Source organism: Tardiphaga sp. GW822-FHT04G09, assembly GCF_058800725.1.
Map to the genome: position 1 here is coordinate 1 of NZ_JBXAMO010000006.1, position 18,399 is coordinate 18,399.

Annotated in this window: 17 protein-coding genes and 4 pseudogenes; 13 read left to right on the forward strand and 8 right to left on the reverse strand. The window is 60.5% G+C overall.

The window, feature by feature from the left end; translation table 11 throughout:
* On the reverse strand, positions 1-450 hold a 450-nt coding region (locus AC1RLZ_RS12840; RefSeq protein WP_493188941.1), incomplete at its 3' end, for a hypothetical protein.
* A gap of 721 nt (positions 451-1,171) precedes the next feature.
* On the opposite strand from AC1RLZ_RS12840, the gene AC1RLZ_RS12845 reads away from it, so the two are divergent.
* On the forward strand, positions 1,172-1,441 hold the full coding sequence (locus AC1RLZ_RS12845; RefSeq protein WP_493188942.1) for a hypothetical protein: 270 nt from the start codon (positions 1,172-1,174) through the stop codon (positions 1,439-1,441).
* A gap of 205 nt (positions 1,442-1,646) precedes the next feature.
* Positions 1,647-2,456 (forward strand): annotated as a pseudogene (locus tag AC1RLZ_RS12850) (IS481 family transposase); the annotation flags it as partial.
* Positions 2,457-2,630: 174 nt separating this feature from the next.
* Here the strand turns inward: AC1RLZ_RS12850 and AC1RLZ_RS12855 are convergent.
* Positions 2,631-3,524 carry a LysR family transcriptional regulator gene (locus AC1RLZ_RS12855; protein ID WP_493188943.1) on the reverse strand — a complete coding sequence of 298 codons (894 nt, stop codon included), beginning with the start codon at positions 3,522-3,524 and terminating at the stop codon, positions 2,631-2,633.
* Positions 3,525-3,659: 135 nt separating this feature from the next.
* Between AC1RLZ_RS12855 and AC1RLZ_RS12860 the strand changes: the two genes are divergently transcribed.
* From AC1RLZ_RS12860 to AC1RLZ_RS12870, 3 genes are read left to right on the forward strand one after another with little or no spacing between them, the layout of a single operon-like run.
* The gene (locus AC1RLZ_RS12860; protein ID WP_493188944.1) at positions 3,660-4,856 is read left to right on the forward strand and encodes an MFS transporter; all 1,197 of its coding nucleotides are present in this window, start codon (positions 3,660-3,662) and stop codon (positions 4,854-4,856) included.
* 26 nt (positions 4,857-4,882) lie between these two features.
* Positions 4,883-5,977, forward strand: a complete 1,095-nt coding sequence (locus tag AC1RLZ_RS12865) for an alpha/beta hydrolase (RefSeq protein WP_493188945.1) — start codon at positions 4,883-4,885, stop codon at positions 5,975-5,977.
* 47 nt (positions 5,978-6,024) lie between these two features.
* Entirely contained in the window at positions 6,025-6,522 is a 498-nt protein-coding gene (locus AC1RLZ_RS12870) for a cyclophilin-like fold protein (protein WP_493188946.1), read from the forward strand.
* Positions 6,523-6,623: 101 nt separating this feature from the next.
* Here the strand turns inward: AC1RLZ_RS12870 and AC1RLZ_RS12875 are convergent.
* Positions 6,624-6,803: pseudogene (locus AC1RLZ_RS12875) on the reverse strand (LysR substrate-binding domain-containing protein); the annotation flags it as partial.
* Between the two features lie 57 nt (positions 6,804-6,860).
* On the opposite strand from AC1RLZ_RS12875, the pseudogene AC1RLZ_RS12880 reads away from it, so the two are divergent.
* From AC1RLZ_RS12880 to AC1RLZ_RS12890, 3 genes and pseudogenes are all read left to right on the forward strand, one after another.
* Positions 6,861-7,024, forward strand: a pseudogene (locus AC1RLZ_RS12880) (transposase); the annotation flags it as partial.
* Between the two features lie 403 nt (positions 7,025-7,427).
* A pseudogene (locus tag AC1RLZ_RS12885) lies at positions 7,428-7,634 on the forward strand (DUF4864 domain-containing protein); the annotation flags it as partial.
* Between the two features lie 155 nt (positions 7,635-7,789).
* The gene (locus AC1RLZ_RS12890) at positions 7,790-8,182 is read left to right on the forward strand and encodes a hypothetical protein (RefSeq protein WP_493188947.1); all 393 of its coding nucleotides are present in this window, start codon (positions 7,790-7,792) and stop codon (positions 8,180-8,182) included.
* Here the strand turns inward: AC1RLZ_RS12890 and AC1RLZ_RS12895 are convergent.
* Positions 8,179-9,399 (reverse strand): MFS transporter, encoded by a 1,221-nt coding sequence (locus AC1RLZ_RS12895; RefSeq protein ID WP_493189130.1) that lies wholly within the window; start codon positions 9,397-9,399, stop codon positions 8,179-8,181. The two genes, AC1RLZ_RS12890 and AC1RLZ_RS12895, sit on opposite strands and share 4 nt — an antisense overlap.
* A gap of 241 nt (positions 9,400-9,640) precedes the next feature.
* Here AC1RLZ_RS12895 and flhA point away from each other — a divergent pair, with 241 nt between their 5' ends.
* Both flhA and AC1RLZ_RS12905 read left to right on the forward strand, forming a co-directional pair.
* A complete protein-coding gene (flhA, locus tag AC1RLZ_RS12900; RefSeq protein WP_493188948.1) occupies positions 9,641-11,878 on the forward strand; it encodes a flagellar biosynthesis protein FlhA in 2,238 nt (745 codons plus the stop codon).
* 328 nt (positions 11,879-12,206) lie between these two features.
* A complete protein-coding gene (locus AC1RLZ_RS12905; protein ID WP_493188949.1) occupies positions 12,207-12,413 on the forward strand; it encodes a hypothetical protein in 207 nt (68 codons plus the stop codon).
* A gap of 429 nt (positions 12,414-12,842) precedes the next feature.
* Here the strand turns inward: AC1RLZ_RS12905 and AC1RLZ_RS12910 are convergent, their stop codons facing one another.
* The 4 genes from AC1RLZ_RS12910 to fliI form a co-directional block, all read right to left on the reverse strand.
* Complete coding sequence (locus AC1RLZ_RS12910; RefSeq protein ID WP_493189131.1) at positions 12,843-13,745, reverse strand: anti-sigma factor; 903 nt, start codon at positions 13,743-13,745, stop codon at positions 12,843-12,845.
* A complete protein-coding gene (locus tag AC1RLZ_RS12915) occupies positions 13,745-14,293 on the reverse strand; it encodes a sigma-70 family RNA polymerase sigma factor (protein WP_493188950.1) in 549 nt (182 codons plus the stop codon). Before AC1RLZ_RS12915 ends, AC1RLZ_RS12910 begins: the two co-directional genes overlap by 1 nt.
* A 207-nt stretch (positions 14,294-14,500) precedes the next feature.
* Positions 14,501-14,920 (reverse strand): flagellar export protein FliJ, encoded by a 420-nt coding sequence (gene fliJ, locus AC1RLZ_RS12920; protein WP_068737112.1) that lies wholly within the window; start codon positions 14,918-14,920, stop codon positions 14,501-14,503.
* Positions 14,921-15,029: 109 nt separating this feature from the next.
* Positions 15,030-16,355 (reverse strand): flagellar protein export ATPase FliI, encoded by a 1,326-nt coding sequence (gene fliI / locus AC1RLZ_RS12925; protein WP_315841180.1) that lies wholly within the window; start codon positions 16,353-16,355, stop codon positions 15,030-15,032.
* A gap of 372 nt (positions 16,356-16,727) precedes the next feature.
* Between fliI and ctrA the strand changes: the two genes are divergently transcribed.
* The 3 genes from ctrA (at position 16,728) to AC1RLZ_RS12940 (ending at position 18,395) form a co-directional block, all read left to right on the forward strand.
* Positions 16,728-17,429, forward strand: a complete 702-nt coding sequence (gene ctrA / locus AC1RLZ_RS12930) for a response regulator transcription factor CtrA (protein WP_068737116.1) — start codon at positions 16,728-16,730, stop codon at positions 17,427-17,429.
* A 157-nt stretch (positions 17,430-17,586) separates the two neighbouring features.
* On the forward strand, positions 17,587-17,997 hold the full coding sequence (locus AC1RLZ_RS12935) for a DUF350 domain-containing protein (RefSeq protein ID WP_493188951.1): 411 nt from the start codon (positions 17,587-17,589) through the stop codon (positions 17,995-17,997).
* Positions 17,994-18,395 carry a hypothetical protein gene (locus AC1RLZ_RS12940; protein WP_493188952.1) on the forward strand — a complete coding sequence of 134 codons (402 nt, stop codon included), beginning with the start codon at positions 17,994-17,996 and terminating at the stop codon, positions 18,393-18,395. Before AC1RLZ_RS12935 ends, AC1RLZ_RS12940 begins: the two co-directional genes overlap by 4 nt.
* Positions 18,396-18,399 lie beyond the last annotated feature (4 nt).

Genomic DNA, 18,399 nt, shown 5'->3' on the forward strand with positions numbered 1-18,399 from the left:
TATCCGCTCCCTGGCATTGCCGTCTGCCGTGACATGGGTCTCTCCCCGATTCTGGTCGTGAGAGGCTCTGGATGCGCCAGAAAGCAGGGCAGCTGATGGCGTTCGATCCATCAACGCCAGATCGAGAAGCGCAGAAAGCGCTGCAAGTGCGGCTATGCTGACAAATGGCCGAGCTGCCAAAAGCTCCGCATCAGGACATGCCGTCCGGTCGAACATCCATGCTGGAACCTCCAGCCAACGATCTGTTTGCGATCCATCCAGCGAGCAGCGGAAAGCGACTTCATCAGCCTTGTCGACCGTTCCGTGAATGTAAACTTGGCGACCAAACCAAGGATGATATCGATAAAGAACCTCGCGAAGAACGGTCCTGTGGGCGTTCTCAAACCTTGTTGTACAACACGATCCGACCGCACTCCTCGCTGAACTACCGACCACCTGCACCGCAGACATCAGCACCTGACACCCACCATCTAGATCGGAGCGTAGCAATGCAGTAGTCTCTATCCCGCTGGTCCAAAATATCCGTCAGGTCAGTGTTTCCGCTATTAGCGATGAGAAAGAAACTCGTTGAACGTGCTTCGGACATATGCGTAATGCCGACCGCCGATCACTGGCACAGGGAAAACGCAAATGAACGTCGCACGCCTTCGTCCGCATGTACCGCTTCCGAAGACTTCGACATGGAGATCACGAGGCACGCTCACGACCGGCATTTATTATGCCGAGGCAATTTTTGGGGCCAAGACCAGGATCGGCATGTGGGTCGAACGCGTCGCACCGCGGCGGTGGAAAATTGAACTGATAGTGCCACCGGACGGTCAAGACGGAGACGACGTCGTAGCTACGGGATTCGTCGCATCTCGGCACTATGCGAAACAGGTCTTGCAAGGGCGCGCAGAGGCACTTGTGTCACGCGAACTCCTGACGTCATCATTATAAGCGGGTGGCGGCACATTGCTTTCGATCTTCGCGGCAGGGAAACCACGGCCGTTTTTCTCAGGCCCGCTCAAAATATTTCTACACTGAGAATCCCCAGCGTTTGCCTACGTAATCTCTGGTCGGCCCCCCGGCGCGCCGAGCGCAGAGGCTTGCACCATGCAGATTTTGCACTCACCATTTTTGTGTAACCGGCGGAAATCGTTCCCAGGTACAAAGAACAGGAAGGCCATACATGTCCACGAGAGCAGACCGCGTTTCGCTGAACTGGGACGGCTTCGATCACGAAGGCTATCGCTACATGACGCAAGGTGTGGCGAACGTGAACGGGCGCCGCAAGGTCCAGGTCCACGTCTTCGAGCAGAACGAAGATGGTCACTATTGCTTCGAGCACAACGTTTACGTCCCGGTCCCCGGCAACACGGTGACGACCAACAAAGATAAGCTGATCAGTTTGGTGTGGCAGCGCATTCGTGAACTCACCGAAGACAACTACGCCGCCTGATCTGATGAAACGGTGACCACCGAATAGGTGGCTTGAAGACAAGGAGATTTGAGAGAGCGAAAATCGCAAAGGACGACAACGCTGTAACGCTGATCTATGACCATCCTGTTGATGCAACATTTCGCATAAACCGCAGGTTGTAGGAATGTACGGACTTGCGAGACATCCTTTAACCTGAGCCACAAGGGCAGGAAGGATGATTGCGATGCACAAATTCAGGCGAGATGGGGACCACAAGCTGCGTGTGCTTCAGCACGCTGATAAGATTGGCGATGTCGGCAAAGCTTGCCGCTATTTTGGTGTCGGTCGGGCCAGTTTCTATCGCTGGCGCACCGCCTATCGGCAGCACGGTTTGGCTGGCCTCGAGAACCGCAAGACAGCGCCGAAGAATCCTGCCAATCGCACGGCTCCAGAGGTTGTCGAGAAAGTACTGCACCTGCGCACGACCTACCGCTTAGGGCCAATTCGCATTGTCTGGTACCTGGCTCGCTATCACGCCATCACTATCTCCGATGCCGGCGTATATCGTATTCTCAGGCGGAACGGCCTCAGCCGATTGCCCGGTGGCACGCGCGTCCGCAAGATCCACACTCAGCGATACCAACAGCAGGTGCCGGGTCATCAGATCCAGGTTGACGTCAAGTTCTTGAAGTTCGAAGGCAAAGACGGCAAGCCGGTGAAGCGCTACCAGTACACGGCGATCGACGATGCGACGCGCGTTCGCGCCTTGAAAATCTACGATCGCCACAACCAGTCAAACGCGATCGACTTCATCAATACCATTATTGAGAAATTCCCCTTCCGCATCCGTGAGGTGCCAACTGACAACGGCCATGAATTTCAGGCTCAATTCCACTGGCATGTTGAGGACCTGGGCATGCGCCACGCCTATATCAAACCCGCGTCACCACAGCTTAATGGCAAGGTCGAGCGGTCACATCGAACGGATGAACAGGAGTTCTATCAGCTCCTCACCTACACCGACGACGTCGACCTTTGCGCGAGGCTGTCTGAGGCATCGAATTGACCGCCAAGGAGATGCTGTGTTTCGGCGTGGGGTTTGGACGCCGATCGGCACCGGGGTCACCGTTGTCACGCCAATAAAATCAGGACCTTAGATTCGCGCGTGCGACAATTGAGGGGTCAAAATTCGATCAGCATTCACAGCGTGCATGAAAATCCTCTCGCATCACTCCCGATGTCGTAGCGCATCAACGATGATCTTGAATGCGGAGAGATTCTGGCGGCGGCTCGGATAGTAGAGGAAATAGCCGTCGAAGAAGGGCGACCAGTCGTCCAGAACCTGGACCAGCGCGCCGGAGGCGATGTGCCGCTCCACGATGTTCTCTGGGACATAGGCCATGCCGTAGCCGTTCACCGTAGCATCGATCATGGCGTAGGAGTTGTTGAAGGTCAGTTGGCCGTTCACACGGACGCGCAATGCCTGTCCGTCCCTCTCGAACTCCCAGGCATAAAGGCCACCAGCGGTTTCGTGGCGCATGTTGATGCAGACGTGCCGGACGAGATCCTGGGGACGTTCCGGCACGCCATGCGCGGTGAAATACTCGGGCGAAGCCACGGCGACCAAGCGCCAGTCCGGACTAATGCGGACCGCGATCATGTCCTTCTCGACGCTTTCTCCAAGCCGGACACCGGCGTCGAAACCTTCCTCGACGATGTTGCGAAAGGTGCTGTCCAGGATCAGTTCGACGCTAACGTCGGGATATGCGGTGAGAACAGGCTTGAGCTTTGGCCAGACCACGCTTTCAAGCGCATGGTCGGATAGCGTCAGCCTGATCGAGCCCGAGGGTTTCTCACGAAACGCCATCAACGCCGCGATCTCGTCTTCGATTTCGCCGATGCGCGGGGCGATCGTCTGTAGCAGCCGTTCGCCTGCGGCGGTTGTCGCGACATTGCGCGTGGTGCGGGTCAGGAGGCGTATGCCCATGCGTGCTTCGAGCTGCTTGATTGTGTGACTGAGCGTCGATTGCGCCACGCCGAGCTTTGCCGCCGCCTTGGTGAAGCTGCGCTCTTCAGCAACGGCCTGAAACCACGTCAGTTGGTTGAGATCGGTTCTGGCCATGAAATTCCTTCGCTTGCCGTACGCTCGACAGATTATTCGATCAGGTCGATAAGTTCATGCCGATTTTGACGGGTAATCGTTTTATGGCAAAAGCGCTAGATTTGCACTGCAACAATTCAGCAGGAGCGAACGAACATGGTGGTTGCCGCCACAGCAGATGCAGGTAGCAAACCGGCCGCTTGGGGCGCGGTCCTCTCCATGGCGCTTTGCGTGGCGATGCTGATCGCTTCGGAATTCATGCCGGTCAGTCTGCTCACGCCCATGGCCGAGGGGTTGCGCGCAACCGAGGGCCAAACGGGACAGGCAATCTCGATCAGCGGCCTCTTCGCGGTCGCGGCCAGCATGGTCATCACCACCGCCGCCGGAACGCTGAACCGGAAATGGGTTCTGGTCGCCATGACGGCCTTCATGCTGCTGTCTCTGGTTCTGGTCGCCGCCGCGCCGAATTTTGCCGTGCTGATGATCGGTCGCGCCCTGCTCGGCATCTGCATCGGCGGCTTCTGGTCGCTGGCGACGGCCGTCATCATGCGGCTGGTTCCTGAAAGCGACGTGCCGCGTGCGCTTGCCCTGATGTATGGCGGGCAAGCCATTGCGGCCGCCTTCGCAGCGCCGATCGGCAGCTATCTCGGCGGCATGTTCGGCTGGCGCGCGGTGTTCTGGGCGTTGACGCCCATCGTTGCCATCAATCTCATCTGGCATGTGATTGCGCTGCCCTCGCTACCCGCACGCCAGCGGCAGGATTTCCGAACCATGTTCGACCTGCTGAAGCGTCCCTATTTCCTGCGCGGCATCATCGCCTCGATGCTGTCGTGGGGCTCGGCCTTCACCATGTTCACCTATCTGCGCCCGTTTCTGGAAAAGGTGACGGGGGCGGATGTAACAACGCTCTCGATCCTGCTGCTCGTGCTGGGCTGTGCCGGCTTCGTCGGCACCTGGGCATCCGGCCGCTTCCTGAGCGGCAGCGTTGCGCCTCTATTGAGACTGCCGGCATTGCTGATGGGCGGCTGCACGCTGGGGCTTTTGTTGTTGGGCGGCTCGGTGATCGCGGCGGGCCTGTTCCTCGCGATCTGGGGCGCGATGAACACCGCGATGTCGGTGATCTGGATGACATGGATGTCGCAGAATGCGGACGATGCGCCGGAGGCCGCCGGCAGCCTGATGGTTGCAGCCATCCAGGCATCGATCCTGCTGGGCGCCGTCGTCGGCGGGCTGCTACTCGACAGCATGACGGTCTCCGCGACCTTCATCGGCAGCGTGGCTCTGGCCGGCATCGCAATCGCGCTGATCGGCAATGGCCGGCGCTTGCTGAAGCCCGAGAGCCCACAGCGATGACTCATTCAACCAACAGGAGATCGGAAATGCCTATGAACAACCTTGACACGAACTTGTCGGCGCGCGGCATCCACCGGCGCGAGCTTCTGAAGCTGACCGGCGCGGGCGTCGCCGCATTCGGCGCAGCTTCGCTATTCAACACCTCCAACGCAAAGCCTCAGAACATGTCAAACGAATGGGACAAAACTTTCCCCAGAAGCGAAAATGTCGACCATCAGAAGGTCACGTTCAAGAACCGCTACAGCATCACCCTGTCGGGCGATCTCTATCTGCCGAAGGATCGTGCCGACCGACGCCTGCCGGCCCTTGCCGTCGGCGGCCCGTTCGGCGCCGTCAAGGAACAGTCCTCGGGTCTCTATGCACAGACGATGGCCGAGCGCGGCTTCGTCACCCTGGCGTTCGATCCGTCTTATACCGGCGAAAGCGGCGGCGAGCCGCGCAATGTCGCCTCGCCGGACATCAACACCGAGGATTTCAGCGCGGCCGTCGACTATCTCGGCCTGCACACTTCCGTCGACCGCGAACGCATCGGCGTCATCGGCATCTGCGGGTGGGGCGGCATGGCGTTGAATGCCGTCGCCGTGGACAAGCGCGTCAAGGCCGTGGTCGCCAGCACCATGTACCATATGACCCGTGTCATGTCGAAGGGCTACAACGACAGCGTGACCCCCGAACAGCGCGCACAGACGCTGGAGCTACTAAGCTGGCAGCGTTGGACGGATGCAGAAAACGGTGCCCCGGCTTATCAGCCGCCTTACAACGACCTGCACGGCGGCGAGGCGCAGTTCCTGGTCGACTACCACGACTATTACAGGACGCCACGCGGGTACCATGTGCGCGCGGTCAACTCAGGCAATTCCTGGACGCAGACCACGCTGCTGTCGTTCATGAACATGCCGATCCTGACCTACATCGCGGAAATCGCGCCGCGCCCGGTCCTGTTCATCCATGGCGAAAAGGCCCATTCGCGTTATTTCAGCGAAACTGCCTTCGCGGCAGCGGCGGAGCCAAAGGAACTTGTGATCATTCCGGGGGCCAGCCACACCGATCTCTACGACAAGGCGGACATGATCCCGTTCGACAAGCTGACCAGCTTCTTCAATCAGCATCTTGCTGCTTGACCGGGTCGTATCATCGAAAGGGTGCGACGTGTGTCGGAACGATGGACATGGCCGCACCGACTGGGGCGCCTGAAATGACACACGCCGCCGCAAGGCTTTCACGCCGCACTGTCCTGGCAGGCGCTGCCAGCTTCGTGCTTCCCTCGTTGGTGCGCGCGCAACCCAACATAGTTCCGGACCGGAAAGGAACCGCCATGCGCCTCAGATTTACCTTCGCGGATCAGGTCTTCACAGCAACGCTGGAGGATAATCCCTCCGCGCGCGATCTATTTTCCATGGCGCCACTTGATCTGACGATTAGCGACTATTCGACCAATGAAAAGATCGCCTATCTGCCGCGTAAGCTCACCGAGGAAGGTAGCGGTCGTTTCGGAAACGAGGCCGTTAGCGATCTTTGCTACTACGCTCCCTGGGGCAATCTGGCGATGTTTCATGGTCCCTATCGCTGGTCGCGCGGCCTGATCCGGCTCGGGCGGCTGGACCAAGGGCCTGCGCCGCTTCTGGTGCGCGGAGAACATCCGCTGCGCGTTGAAATCTCTTCTTGAAATTCACCGAACGACAAACATGGACGCAGTCGTCCTGCGCTGCCCCGGCGATATCCGCTGCGATCCTCAAACGCGCTTTTCGGAAACGTCGCGGGGCATCCCTAGCAACGGTATCTCAAGGCGTCGACCAGCAAGGCGAACGCCGGCGTCGGCTGACGGCGGCTCGGATAGTAGAGATGATAGCCGGGAAACGGCTCGCACCAGTCGGCAAGGACGCGGACAAGCCGTCCGTCGGCAAGATAGGGCGCGATCTGACCTTCGGTTAGATAAACGAGCCTGAGCTGCTGCCGGTTTGATGGACACCAAGTTTGGGTGTTTCATAAAGCCGGAGGAGGTTCATGCAGAGAAAAAGGTTCAGTCGCGAGTTCAAGGTCGAAGCGGTCAGGCGCGTTCGCGAGCGCGGGGTCTCGGTTGTGCAAGCGAGCCGCGACTTGGACGTGAGAACGTGTTGCGCAAATGGGTGAAGGAGTTTGGCTCTGATCCCGTGCAGGCCTTTCCCGGCGGCTGCGGCGCGAGGGCGACACGTCGCCGATAATGACGGGCATAGCTACGGCGAAGGCTGTGTTTCCTTCTCCCACGTTGGCATCAATATATGGTGATGCTTACATCCTAGTCCCGATAGGGTCTTCCGCTAAGTATCGAAACTCAGAAGTCGGTTGTTTTCGCCCCCCCCCGGGGGGGACGTGCTGGATTATGCAACAGATCTCAGGCGAGTATGGAAGCGAGGAGAAAGACATGGTCGGTCCAAATGACAAGAGCCGTGCGCATGCGCCACTGCATCCGTTTTCTGTTGGATTGGGTGGCGCGTTGCTTGACCGGCCCCCACGGAGTGGTCCGATTGGAATGTTAGTTTAAAGATTGCATTTTGACTATCTCCTTTGCTGCTGGCCAGACGAGGGCCTCGGGTGCGCAACGCCTATGCACCGGTCTATCGCCATCGCAGTTTCGAATTCACCGAGAGCAACACATCGGGCGGCACCATCGAGCAGAAGGTCCGCATCATCGATGCCGATGGCGTGCCGTGGGATGCGCTCTATACGCTGCAGCCGCAGCCGGATGGCAGTTTGAAAATCAGCGGCTGCATGCTGTTGAAGGTCGGCCAGGGCGTGTAGCACGCCACAGCGGCATTCACATTCGCACCGCACGTCATCTATAATAGGTTCTGCACTTCTCTCGTCCTGCGGTTGCTTCCCGGGTGAATTTGTTGCGGTATCCGTCCCTCAGCGCACTGTGTCCTATTGTCCTGGGCAGCCTGCTGGTATGCGGGATGCCGACGCTGTCGCTGGCCGACGCGCGCCGCCTGTCCCTGATGCCCGATCCGCGCGGCGAGTTCATCCGGCTCTGCGCACCCTTCATGGTGTCGCGCTATGCACATCCCGAGGCGATCTGCGACTGCGTGCGGAGCGCGCTGATCGGCGAGATCGGCGATCGCGACATTCTCGATGCCATCCTGTACGGCGTCACCGAGCGCGGCGTGCCCACGCTGAGCGAGAACTGGCTATCGCCCGAAAAACGAACCTTGATCCCGCGGACCATGACGGCAATTGCCGAGCCGACGCTGGATTGCATGTTCGGCGAGGGCCCGGCCAAACGCGCCCTCGAAAACGTGCCGATCGATGGATTTCCGGCGATGCCGCCGGTGCAGGATCTGACGCCTTAGGCGACCGACGGTGCCGACGGGAAAGCCAGCTGACGGCGCGCGCGCAGCATCAGCGCGGTGATGATGGTGACATTGAGCGCATTCCAGGCGAGCCCGTTCATGAACGCTGCCGCATAGGAGCCCGTGGCGTCGAAGATCACGCCGGACATCCAGCCGCCAAGCGACATGCCGCCAACCGTACCCAGGATAACGATGCCGACCCGCGTCGCGGCCTGGGACGCCGGCATCGCCTCGCGGATGATGATGGCATAGGCCGGCACCAGACCGCCCTGGAACAGGCCGAACATCGCCGAGATGATGTAAAGCGAGGCCAGACTGTCGAAGAACAAATAGAACAGCAGTGCGAATCCCTGCAGCAACGAGCCGATCAGCAACGTGCGAATGCCACCGATACGATCGGCCAGAAAACCCGAACCGACACGGCTGACAATCCCGCAGGCCAGCATCAGCGACAGCATCTCGGCGCCGCGCGTCACGCCGTAGCCGAGATCCCCGCAATAGGCGACGATATGGACCTGCGGCATCGCCATGGCAACGCAGCAGCCGATGCCGGCCACGAAGAGAAGCGTCGTCAGTGTGTTGTTGCTGAGCTGGAGATCCACCTTGGGCGGCGGCGCATTGACGTGACTCCGTCGTGTGACCGTGCCCATCTGCGCGCGCAGAACCGCGAGCATCAGGAGCATCAGGACGGTCGTGACGACCCCGACACCGATATGCGTCGAGCGCCAGCCAAAAGTCAGAATGCCCCAACTGACAATGGGCGGCCAGAGCGTGCCGCCGATATAGCTGCCGGTCGCGGCGACGGTGACCGCGATGCCGCGCCGGCGCTCGAACCAGTGCGACGCCTCCGCCATCAGCGGTCCAAAGGTCGCCGACGATCCTGCCCCGATCACCACATGCAGAAGATTGAACTGCCAGAGTGCCGTGGACCGCGACGCAATGAGATAGCCGATACCCATCAGGACGGCAGCGAGCGCAATGGTGGCCACGATGCCGAACCGGTCAGTGAGCTTGCCGGCGACCACGCCGCCGAGACCGAAGCCGACCATGGTCAGGGTAAAGGCCAGCGACGCCGCGCCGCGGCTGGCCGCGAAGTCGGCCTGCACGGCCGGCAGCGCCACCACCACCGACCACATGCCCACCGACCCCAGCGAGCCGATGACCAGGGCAAGCGACAGCCTGATCCAGGCCTGACGGGAGTCGGGCAGGAACGGCATCGAATCTGAGGTGGGGGTCGCGACGATCACGGCGGCAACATCCTCGGCGCGTCCCCACAGGTCAAGCGACATGCCGAAGGATTAGGCATGCAGAAGCAGTGCAACAGGGGCCGCCCGCGAAACCGGGCCCGGGCTTGTGGCAAAGCCGCGCAGTAACGCCTCGTTAACCCTTTGCTAACCATACACACGGCAAAAATTGCCGAGTGGAGTCGCGTCTCGTCAGCCGACCGGGGAAATGCCCGTGGATGCCAGTGCGGTGCCTCACTTGCGGATCGGCGGCCCTTCGGCCGCCGCGCAGACGTTCGGCAGTCGCGAGCGACATTCGCGCGGGGAAGCGGCATCGATGACGGATTTGATCGCGGGTCAGGGTCTCGGAGCGCCGCAGAGCGGCGGCTTCAACTTCACCGACCTTCGCACCATGGTAATGCGCGGCGACCTGGCGCTGGCATTCGGCGTTCTGACCATCCTGGTCGTGCTGATCATGCCGCTGCCGGCCATCGTGCTGGATCTGTTTCTGGCGATCTCGATCACCATGTCGGTGCTGATCCTGATGACGGCGCTGTTCATCCAGACGCCGCTGGAATTCTCGTCGTTCCCGACCGTGCTGCTGATCTCGACCATGCTGCGGCTGTCGCTGAACATGGCCTCGACCCGCCTGATCCTGTCCCACGGCCACGAAGGCACTGCCGCAGCCGGTCACGTCATCGAGGCGTTCGGCAATTTCGTGATGGGTGGCAATTTCGTCATCGGCATCATCGTGTTCGCCATCCTGGTGATCGTGAACTTCGTCGTCATCACCAAGGGTTCGGGCCGTATCGCCGAAGTCGCCGCGCGCTTCCAGCTGGACTCGATGCCCGGCAAGCAGATGGCGATCGACGCCGATCTCTCCGCCGGCCTGATCGACGAAGCCACCGCCAAGGCCCGCCGCAAGGACCTCGAAGACGAAAGCGGCTTCTTCGGCGCCATGGACGGTGCCTCGAAATTCGTCCGCGGCGACGCCATCGCCGGCCTGCTCGTCGTGTTCATCAACATCATCGGCGGCATCATCATCGGCGTCGCCCAGCAGGGCCTTTCCTTCGCCGAAGCCAGCCGCACCTATACGCTGCTGACCGTCGGCGATGGTCTGGTGACGCAGGTGCCGGCCCTGATCGTTTCGACCGCCGCTGGCCTGCTGGTGTCGAAAGCCGGTATCAGCGGCGCGGCCGACAAGGCGCTCATCAAGCAATTTTCCGGCTATCCGCAGGCGCTGGGCATGTCGGCCGGCGTCATGCTGACACTGGCGATGCTGCCGGGCATTCCGATGCTGCCGTTCCTCGCACTCGGCGGCGGCGCCGCCTATCTCGCGATCAACGCCAACAAGCGCAACAAGGTCGCTCGCGCCGAAGTCGCGCAACAGGCCGCAGCGCCCGCCGCTGCCGCCGCAGCACAGGCCGCCGCCGCTGACGAGCCGATCTCCGCATCCCTCAAGATCGATGACCTCAAGATCGAACTCGGCTACGCGCTGCTGCCGCTGGTCAACGGGCCGGACGGCACCGATCGCCTCACCGAGCAGATCAAGGCACTGCGCAAGTCGCTCGCCGTCGAGATGGGTTTCGTAATGCCGTCGGTCCGAATCCTCGACAACGTGCAGCTCGAAGCCAACACTTACATCATCAAGATCAAGGAAGTGGACGCCGGCACCGGCCGCATCTGGCCGAACCAGTTCATGGTCATGGATCCCGGCGGCAACCAGGTCAATGTGCCGGGTATTCACACGACAGAGCCGACCTTCGGCCTGCCCGCCACCTGGGTCGATGCCGGCCTGAAGGAAGAAGCCTCGCTGAAGGGCTACACCGTGGTCGATGCCGCCACGGTATTGTCGACGCATCTGACAGAGCTGCTGAAGGGCAATATGTCGGACCTGTTGTCCTATGGCGAAGTGCAGAAGCTGCTGAAGGACCTGCCAAAGGAACAAGGCGAACTGGTCAAGGATATCGTCCCGTCGCTCATCACCGTGTCGGGCATCCAGCGCGTGCTGCAATTGCTGCTCACCGAACGTATTTCGGTGCGCGATCTCTCGACCATCCTCGAAGGCATCGCCGACGCCCTCGCCTTCTCGCGCAACCCGTCGACCATCGTCGAGCATGTACGTGCGCGCCTCGCGCGACAGATCTGCGCGCAGAATACCTCCTACAACGGCTACCTGCCGCTCATCGCACTGTCGGCGCAGTGGGAGCAGGCCTTCGCGGAATCGATCATCGGCACCGGCGAGGAGCGCAGCCTTGCGATGCAGCCGTCGAAGCTGTCGGAATTCATGACCACCGTACGCGATCGCTTCGAACAGGCCGCGCGCGAAGGCGAAGCGCCGGTGCTGGTTACCTCGGCATCGATCCGGCCGTTCGTGCGCTCGCTGGTGGAACGGTTCCGCTCGCAAACCACCGTGCTGTCGCAGGCGGAAATCCACCCCCGCGCCCGCCTGAAGACAGTCGGCAGCGTCTGATCTGCCGATTCAAGGCCGAAAACGCCGCCCGAAAGCGATGCAAATTCGTCACAGACAAGGGATTTGCCAGAATGTCGCATCCCAAGGCCATTTTGGGCCGGACGCGCGAATCATGCACAATACACTGACAATAAATGATAATTCATGATTTTTGAGGCTGGGCCGGGTGTTCCAATCGCGCCGGATCACGTCTTATCACCGCCTTGTGATCGCCTATTTGGAACGTAAAGGCCCAATACTACGTTTCTTGAGCGTGATCAGTTGAACCTGCCGATGCGAGCCCGACACCAACGGACGTAGGCAGCGTAAGACGGCAGGGAGCGTTTCCATGAACCACTCGATTTACAGCGCGGATCGCATGACCCACCTCAAAGTGGTCATCGTTGCTCTCGTCGCCGGTATTTTCGTTGCAGGCTTTGGAATCTCGGCCCGTATGAATGCTGACGAAGGCTACGGCCAGACCGCGAGCGCCCGTGTGATCAAAGCGGGCCAGCCTTTTGCTGTAACCAATTCGAACGCCAGCATGGTGCGCTAAGGAATTTCGGAATTCGCGTGGCGATGTCCCCCAAGGTCGTCAGGTGAATACATAGAAGCTCTACTTCCCCCCGAGTGAGCTTCTGAATGGAAAACGCCCGCTCCCCACGGGCGTTTTTCTTTTGTGGGGTGCTTTGTTTGCGACGTCATCTGCGCCGCGATCACGGCGTAACGCCGCAGGATGGGGTGAGCGCCTTCGCAAAATCCATCATCTTCGTGAAGCGCGTGATCGATGGGTTTCGCGCCAGCGCGATACGCCTGTGCTCTCCCATCCCACGACCTCGACAGATGTGATTGTCAAATAGCCAAGCTTTCGTAGAGGTTCGCATTACAGCGACTGCGCCGCTTTCATACGTCCCAGGCAAACCAATTGGTTTGCCTGGGACTGACGAACATAGGACCAATGCCAAATGGCGAGAGAGCTAAACGATCACCGCGCCGGCGGCACGGTCTCGATCAGCTTGCCGGTAAACACGATCGGGCCCGTGGCGAGGCCGGTCGGCGAACCGCCTTCCGGCTCGACGGTCACGGCATAGGTGGCCTGATTGACGACATCGGGATCATAGGCCGCCAGCGCAGCGCGGGACGTGAATTCGTTGCTGCCAATCACGCCGAGCGAACGCGGGCGCTGCAGCTTGTCGGACACGATCCAGAGCTCGTAGCTCTTGCCAGCCTGCGGTTCGGCGCCAACCTTGCGTACTGTAAAGTTTTTTGTCGCCGCATCGACAGTGAGGATGAATGCCGGCGACGCAGCGTCGGTCTGCAGCAAGGCCACATACTGAGCCTGCGCGGCAGTTGCAGTCTGCGCGGTCGCTGGCGCAGGCGCCTGCACCACCTGCTGCGTCGCCTTCGGGCGCAAGCCCGCCGGCAGCAATTCGGGGCGATAGGCCTGCACGGCAATCAGCGTAACGAGCATGGCGGCAATCGCAGTCATGCCGGTGGCGATACTGCGCCAGCGCTTTGCCTGTTGCGAGAAGTCGATCACGTTCGAACCATCGAGCGTCGGACGATCAACTGCCGGACTATCAATGGCAGATGGTTCAGCAGCGGCGGCGGCTGCAACGGCAGGCTGCGCTGCTTCCGGATGCACGATCGCGTCCTGCGTACCGGCCAGACCGACTGCCGTGCGGATTTTCTCCCAGACCTCGGGACGAGGTTCGACCAAGCCGACCATCTGATTCAAAACGCCGAGCTTGCGCTCCCACGCCTCGACCACCGCGGCAAAATCCTTGTCGACGGACATCATGGTCTCGACCTGCACGCGCTCCTCGGCACTGAGCGTGCCAAGCGCATATTCTGCGGCAAGCGCGATATGGTCTTCGCTATAGGCCATCATGTCAGTCCCAGACACTCCCGGATGTCCATCATACTGCGGCGCAGCCACGTCTTCACTGTATTGACCGGCGCTTCGAACTTCGTCGCGAGTTGCTCGCGGCTCCAGCCATTGTAGTAAGCAAGCAGAACCAGTTTCTGCCGGTCCGGCTCAAGCCGGCCCACGCACTCCAGCAGGCGCTTCAATTCCTCGGTCATTTCCCGACGCGCGAGCGGGTCAGGTGTATCGGCTGCCACTTCCATTGCAGCCGGCTCTTCCTCGATGGACGTTTCGCTTCTCTTGCGAACCACATCGATGGCCCTGTTGCGAGCAATCGACACCATCCACGTGATCGGCGACGCGACACCGGGATTGAACTGCCCGGCGCTGTTCCAGATCCTGACATAGGCCTCCTGGATGACTTCTTCCGCGAGATCCTGTCTGCGCAAGATACGGAGCACGACTCCAAAGAGTTTCGCGCGCGTCGCTGCATAGAGTCGCTCGAAGGCGACTTCATCCCCTTTGGCAACTGCGGAAAGAAGCCAGACCAGTTCAGCCGGCGTCAGCATTACGTCTCCCCAACCTCAATATACCTTTCGCCTTACGGAGGTGCCGCCCGGCGGTATTCACTGTCGTAACATAGATCACGTTTGACGAGTCATGACCCTGTTTATGCTGTGGACAGACCACAAACAGCAAACCCGGACCTCGCGGCCCGGGCTTGATGACTTCAATCTTGGAAATCTTGGAGGCTTGTGGCTCGCCGCTGTTGCGGATCAGGCCACTGCACCGATGCGGGCGCGCATCAGGCCAATGCTGTCGAGGTCGGCCTGTTCGCGTGCGTTCTCTTCGTCGCGCGCGCGGGCCTGGTCGCGCTCGTCGAGCAGTTCGACCTTCTTGAGTTCCTCGAATGCTTCGGAGAGCAGCGCCTTCGCGTCTTCGAGCTGCACGCGCAGCTCATCGGCCGAACGCGTCAGGTTCTCGCGACGCTGGATCGCAGCTTTCGCATAGGTCGGATAGGCGAAGTGGGTGGGATCCTGAATACCGGCGCGATCCTGCTCGGTCTGGATCTCACGCTCGAGATCGACCGACATGCGCTGGAAATCCGCGATCATGCCTTCGATCTGATTGACCCGTCGGCGCTTCTCATCGACCTGGAACTTCTTCAGGCGGATCAGGGTGTCACGTGACTTCATCGACTCATACTCCCCAGAAGTCCCAGCCTCAACACGGGACACAACCGGCTGGCCGCAAGCGGCTGGCCGGTCGAAATTCTTCTCTCAGGGGCATGATGGCCTGACAAAGTTAGCGTTCCGTTTCCAAACTACCAACGATTTGTTGCAGTTGCTGATAACCTTGGGCCAGCCCGCAGACTTCGTCCTTACGCTGCCGCAGGAATGCCTCAAGCGGCTCATGCAGCCGGATCGCCTCGTCCACTTCAGGACTGGACCCTGCGCGATAGGCCCCTAAGCGGATCAGTTCCTCCATATCGGAGTAGGTCGCCATGATCTGCCGGGCGCGCGTAATGGTCGGCAGATAGGCGGGATCGCAGGACCGCGGCATGGTTCGCGACACCGATTTCAGGATATTGATAGCCGGATAGCGGCCGCGCTCGGCGATACCGCGCTGCATCACGATATGGCCATCGAGAATGCCGCGCACGGCGTCAGCAACGGGTTCGTTGTGATCGTCGCCGTCGACCAGCACCGTGAAAATGCCGGTGATCGAGCCTTCGTCGGTGCCCGGCCCTGCCCGCTCCAGCAATTTCGGCAGTTCGGTGAACACCGTCGGTGTGTAGCCTTTTGCAGTGGGCGGTTCGCCGACGGACAGGCCGATCTCGCGCTGCGCCATGGCGAAACGCGTGACCGAGTCCATCATGCACATGACGTCCTTGCCCTCGTCGCGGAAGAATTCCGAGATCGACAGCGTCAGATAGGCCGCCTGACGCCGCATCAGCGCCGGCTCGTCCGAAGTCGCGACGACGACCACAGCGCGGGCCAGACCTTCTTCGCCGAGATCCTCCTGAAGGAATTCCTGCACTTCGCGGCCGCGCTCGCCGATCAGCCCGATCACAGAGACGTCGGCGTCGACGTTGCGCGCCAGCATCGACAGCAAGACCGACTTGCCGACGCCCGAGCCCGCAAAGATGCCCATGCGCTGGCCGCGGCAGCAGGTCAGAAAAGTATTGAGCGAGCGCACCCCTAGATCGAGCGGCGCGCCGACGCGTTTGCGGGAATGCGCCGGCGGCGGGGACGCGCGATATGGCATCGGTGCCGGCCCCTGCAACAACGGCCCCTTGCCGTCGATCGGTTCGCCCATGGCGTTCACGACGCGGCCGAGCCAGGCGATCGAGGGTCGCACCTGACTGGCAGCATTGGCGATCACCGCGCGGCAGCCGCGGCGTACACCTTCCAGTCCGGCGAAGGGCATCACCACGGCGTTGTCGCCACTGAAACCGATCACCTCGGCGGGGATGGAGCGGCTGGTACCGGTCTCGATGGTGATGCGGGCGCCGACCGACATCGCGTGGATCGGCCCGGCCACCTCGACCATTAACCCTCGAACACCGACCACCCGGCCGTAGATGTTGACGCCATCGAGGTCGGTAATCTGTTCTGCAAGGGCTTTCATTGCAAAACCCTTAAGTTTCGCTTCATTGCCGGCCCGGCCTTAACCCCGTGTTTACCCGCATCGTTAATCATTACGTCACTGTCTTGGATGACTGAGAGCATTCGCGCCATCAGAATGAAGGGGCGAGTCGATGGAGTCGGTTAAGTCCGGCTCTTAATGTGGAGCTTGAGCGGGTACGGTTACAAAAAGAGTCTTTGCTGCAACATCTTATGGCGATTCGACAAAAATTGCACGATTAGAGCTTGCGCTGAAGAATCAGGTTTTGTTAACCATATCCAGTCAGGATCCGAATCAGTTGTTCGTAGGCGTTTTTTGGTGCCGCAAGTATGGCGGCCGACCTGACGCCCGGAGCGGCGACTAAAGGGGACTGGCATGCGCGTTTTGCTAATTGAAGATGATAGCGCCGTTGCGCAGTCGATTGAGCTGATGCTCAAATCCGAGAGCTTCAACGTCTATACGACGGATCTCGGTGAAGAGGGCGTCGATCTCGGCAAGCTCTACGACTACGATATCATCCTGCTCGATCTCAATCTGCCGGACATGTCCGGCTACGATGTGCTCAAGCAGCTGCGGGTGTCCAAGATCAAGACACCAATTCTCATTCTCTCGGGCCTCGCCGGCATCGAGGACAAGGTCAAGGGTCTCGGCGTCGGCGCCGACGACTACATGACCAAGCCTTTCCACAAGGACGAACTGGTTGCCCGCATTCATGCGATCGTGCGCCGTTCCAAGGGCCACGCCCAGTCGGTCATCCAGACCGGCGACCTGGTGGTCAATCTCGATACCAAGACGGTGGAAGTCGGCGGTCAGCGCGTCCATCTGACGGGCAAGGAATACCAGATGCTGGAGCTGCTCTCGCTCCGCAAGGGTACGACCCTCACCAAGGAAATGTTCCTCAACCACCTCTATGGCGGAATGGACGAGCCCGAACTGAAGATCATCGACGTTTTCATCTGCAAGCTGCGCAAGAAGCTGGCGAATGCGTCCGAAGGCCGCAACTTCATCGAAACCGTCTGGGGCCGTGGCTACGTGCTGCGCGAGCCGCACGAAGAAGAAATCCGCATCCCGGCCTGAGTTTCAAGCCGGCCTGATCTCTCCCCGAAAAGTTCTCAGCAAAGCCCCGCCGAAAGGCGGGGTTTTTGTTTGCGTGGATGAACTCTCCCATTGCTCGCCGAGACGAATACAATAAGCGGTATCGAGCGATGTCGCTTGAAGCGCATTCGGGGGCGGAATGGTTCTGCAATCTCTGGTCGGGCTGCCGGCCTTTCTCGTTTACTTCTGCACCGGCATCGTCGCCGTGATGCTCTATCTGTTCGTCTATCTGCGCGTGACCGCACATGACGAATTCGCATTGATCCGCAAGGATTGCGCGCCGGCAGCGATCGCGCTCGGGCTGAGCCTGCTCGGCTTCGTACTGCCGGTGGCCAGCGCCATCGTGCACTCCGCCAATGTCATCGACTGCCTGATCTGGGCGATCGTCGCGCTGATCGTGCAGATCGCCGTCTATTTCATCTTGCGCATTCCGGTGCCGCAATTGTCGGATCGCATCGCCAATAGCGAGATGGCGCCGGCCCTGTGGCTCGGCCTCGCCTCGCTTGCCGCGGGCGTGCTCAATGCCGCCTCGATGGTGTATTCGCCATGACAAGCGAGCCTGCGAAGGACTTTGGCAAGCGCCGGCCGGTGCAGCCGATGCATGAGGAAGCCCCCTCGCGCAAACGCTCCAACCATGTGGCGCTCCTGCTCATGGGCACCATGGCCCTGGGCGGCGGCGCCTATGCGCTGATGCCGAGCGAACATTGCGACCCGAACCGCGCGGCCATCGCGGGCCAGCAGCAGGAGTGTCAGCAGCGCGGTTCGTCGTCATCCACCGGCGGCCATGGCTATTCAGGAGGCAGCAGCAGTTCGTCTTCCGAACGCAGCAGCTTTGCCAGCAATACGTCCTCATCAAGCAGCACTGACGGAAGCTCGTCATCCAGCAGCAGCCATGTCACCCGCAGCGGTTTCGGCTCGTTCGCATTGCATTTTTCCGGCGGCGGCTAGTTTC

Bases quoted from the DNA above. Each gene is read 5' to 3' on its own strand.
- AC1RLZ_RS12870 (WP_493188946.1), top strand. From the start codon at position 6,025: ATGGCCGCACCGACTGGGGCGCCTGAAATGACACACGCCGCCGCAAGG.
- AC1RLZ_RS12860 (WP_493188944.1), top strand. From the start codon at position 3,660: ATGGTGGTTGCCGCCACAGCAGATGCAGGTAGCAAACCGGCCGCTTGG.
- AC1RLZ_RS12845 (WP_493188942.1), top strand. From the start codon at position 1,172: ATGTCCACGAGAGCAGACCGCGTTTCGCTGAACTGGGACGGCTTCGAT.
- AC1RLZ_RS12905 (WP_493188949.1), top strand. From the start codon at position 12,207: ATGAACCACTCGATTTACAGCGCGGATCGCATGACCCACCTCAAAGTG.
- AC1RLZ_RS12865 (WP_493188945.1), top strand. From the start codon at position 4,883: ATGCCTATGAACAACCTTGACACGAACTTGTCGGCGCGCGGCATCCAC.
- fliJ (WP_068737112.1), bottom strand. From the start codon at position 14,920: ATGAAGTCACGTGACACCCTGATCCGCCTGAAGAAGTTCCAGGTCGAT.
- AC1RLZ_RS12910 (WP_493189131.1), bottom strand. From the start codon at position 13,745: ATGGCCTATAGCGAAGACCATATCGCGCTTGCCGCAGAATATGCGCTT.
- AC1RLZ_RS12940 (WP_493188952.1), top strand. From the start codon at position 17,994: ATGACAAGCGAGCCTGCGAAGGACTTTGGCAAGCGCCGGCCGGTGCAG.
- AC1RLZ_RS12895 (WP_493189130.1), bottom strand. From the start codon at position 9,399: ATGCCGTTCCTGCCCGACTCCCGTCAGGCCTGGATCAGGCTGTCGCTT.
- fliI (WP_315841180.1), bottom strand. From the start codon at position 16,355: ATGAAAGCCCTTGCAGAACAGATTACCGACCTCGATGGCGTCAACATC.
- AC1RLZ_RS12855 (WP_493188943.1), bottom strand. From the start codon at position 3,524: ATGGCCAGAACCGATCTCAACCAACTGACGTGGTTTCAGGCCGTTGCT.
- AC1RLZ_RS12890 (WP_493188947.1), top strand. From the start codon at position 7,790: ATGCCGACGCTGTCGCTGGCCGACGCGCGCCGCCTGTCCCTGATGCCC.
- AC1RLZ_RS12935 (WP_493188951.1), top strand. From the start codon at position 17,587: ATGGTTCTGCAATCTCTGGTCGGGCTGCCGGCCTTTCTCGTTTACTTC.
- ctrA (WP_068737116.1), top strand. From the start codon at position 16,728: ATGCGCGTTTTGCTAATTGAAGATGATAGCGCCGTTGCGCAGTCGATT.
- AC1RLZ_RS12915 (WP_493188950.1), bottom strand. From the start codon at position 14,293: ATGCTGACGCCGGCTGAACTGGTCTGGCTTCTTTCCGCAGTTGCCAAA.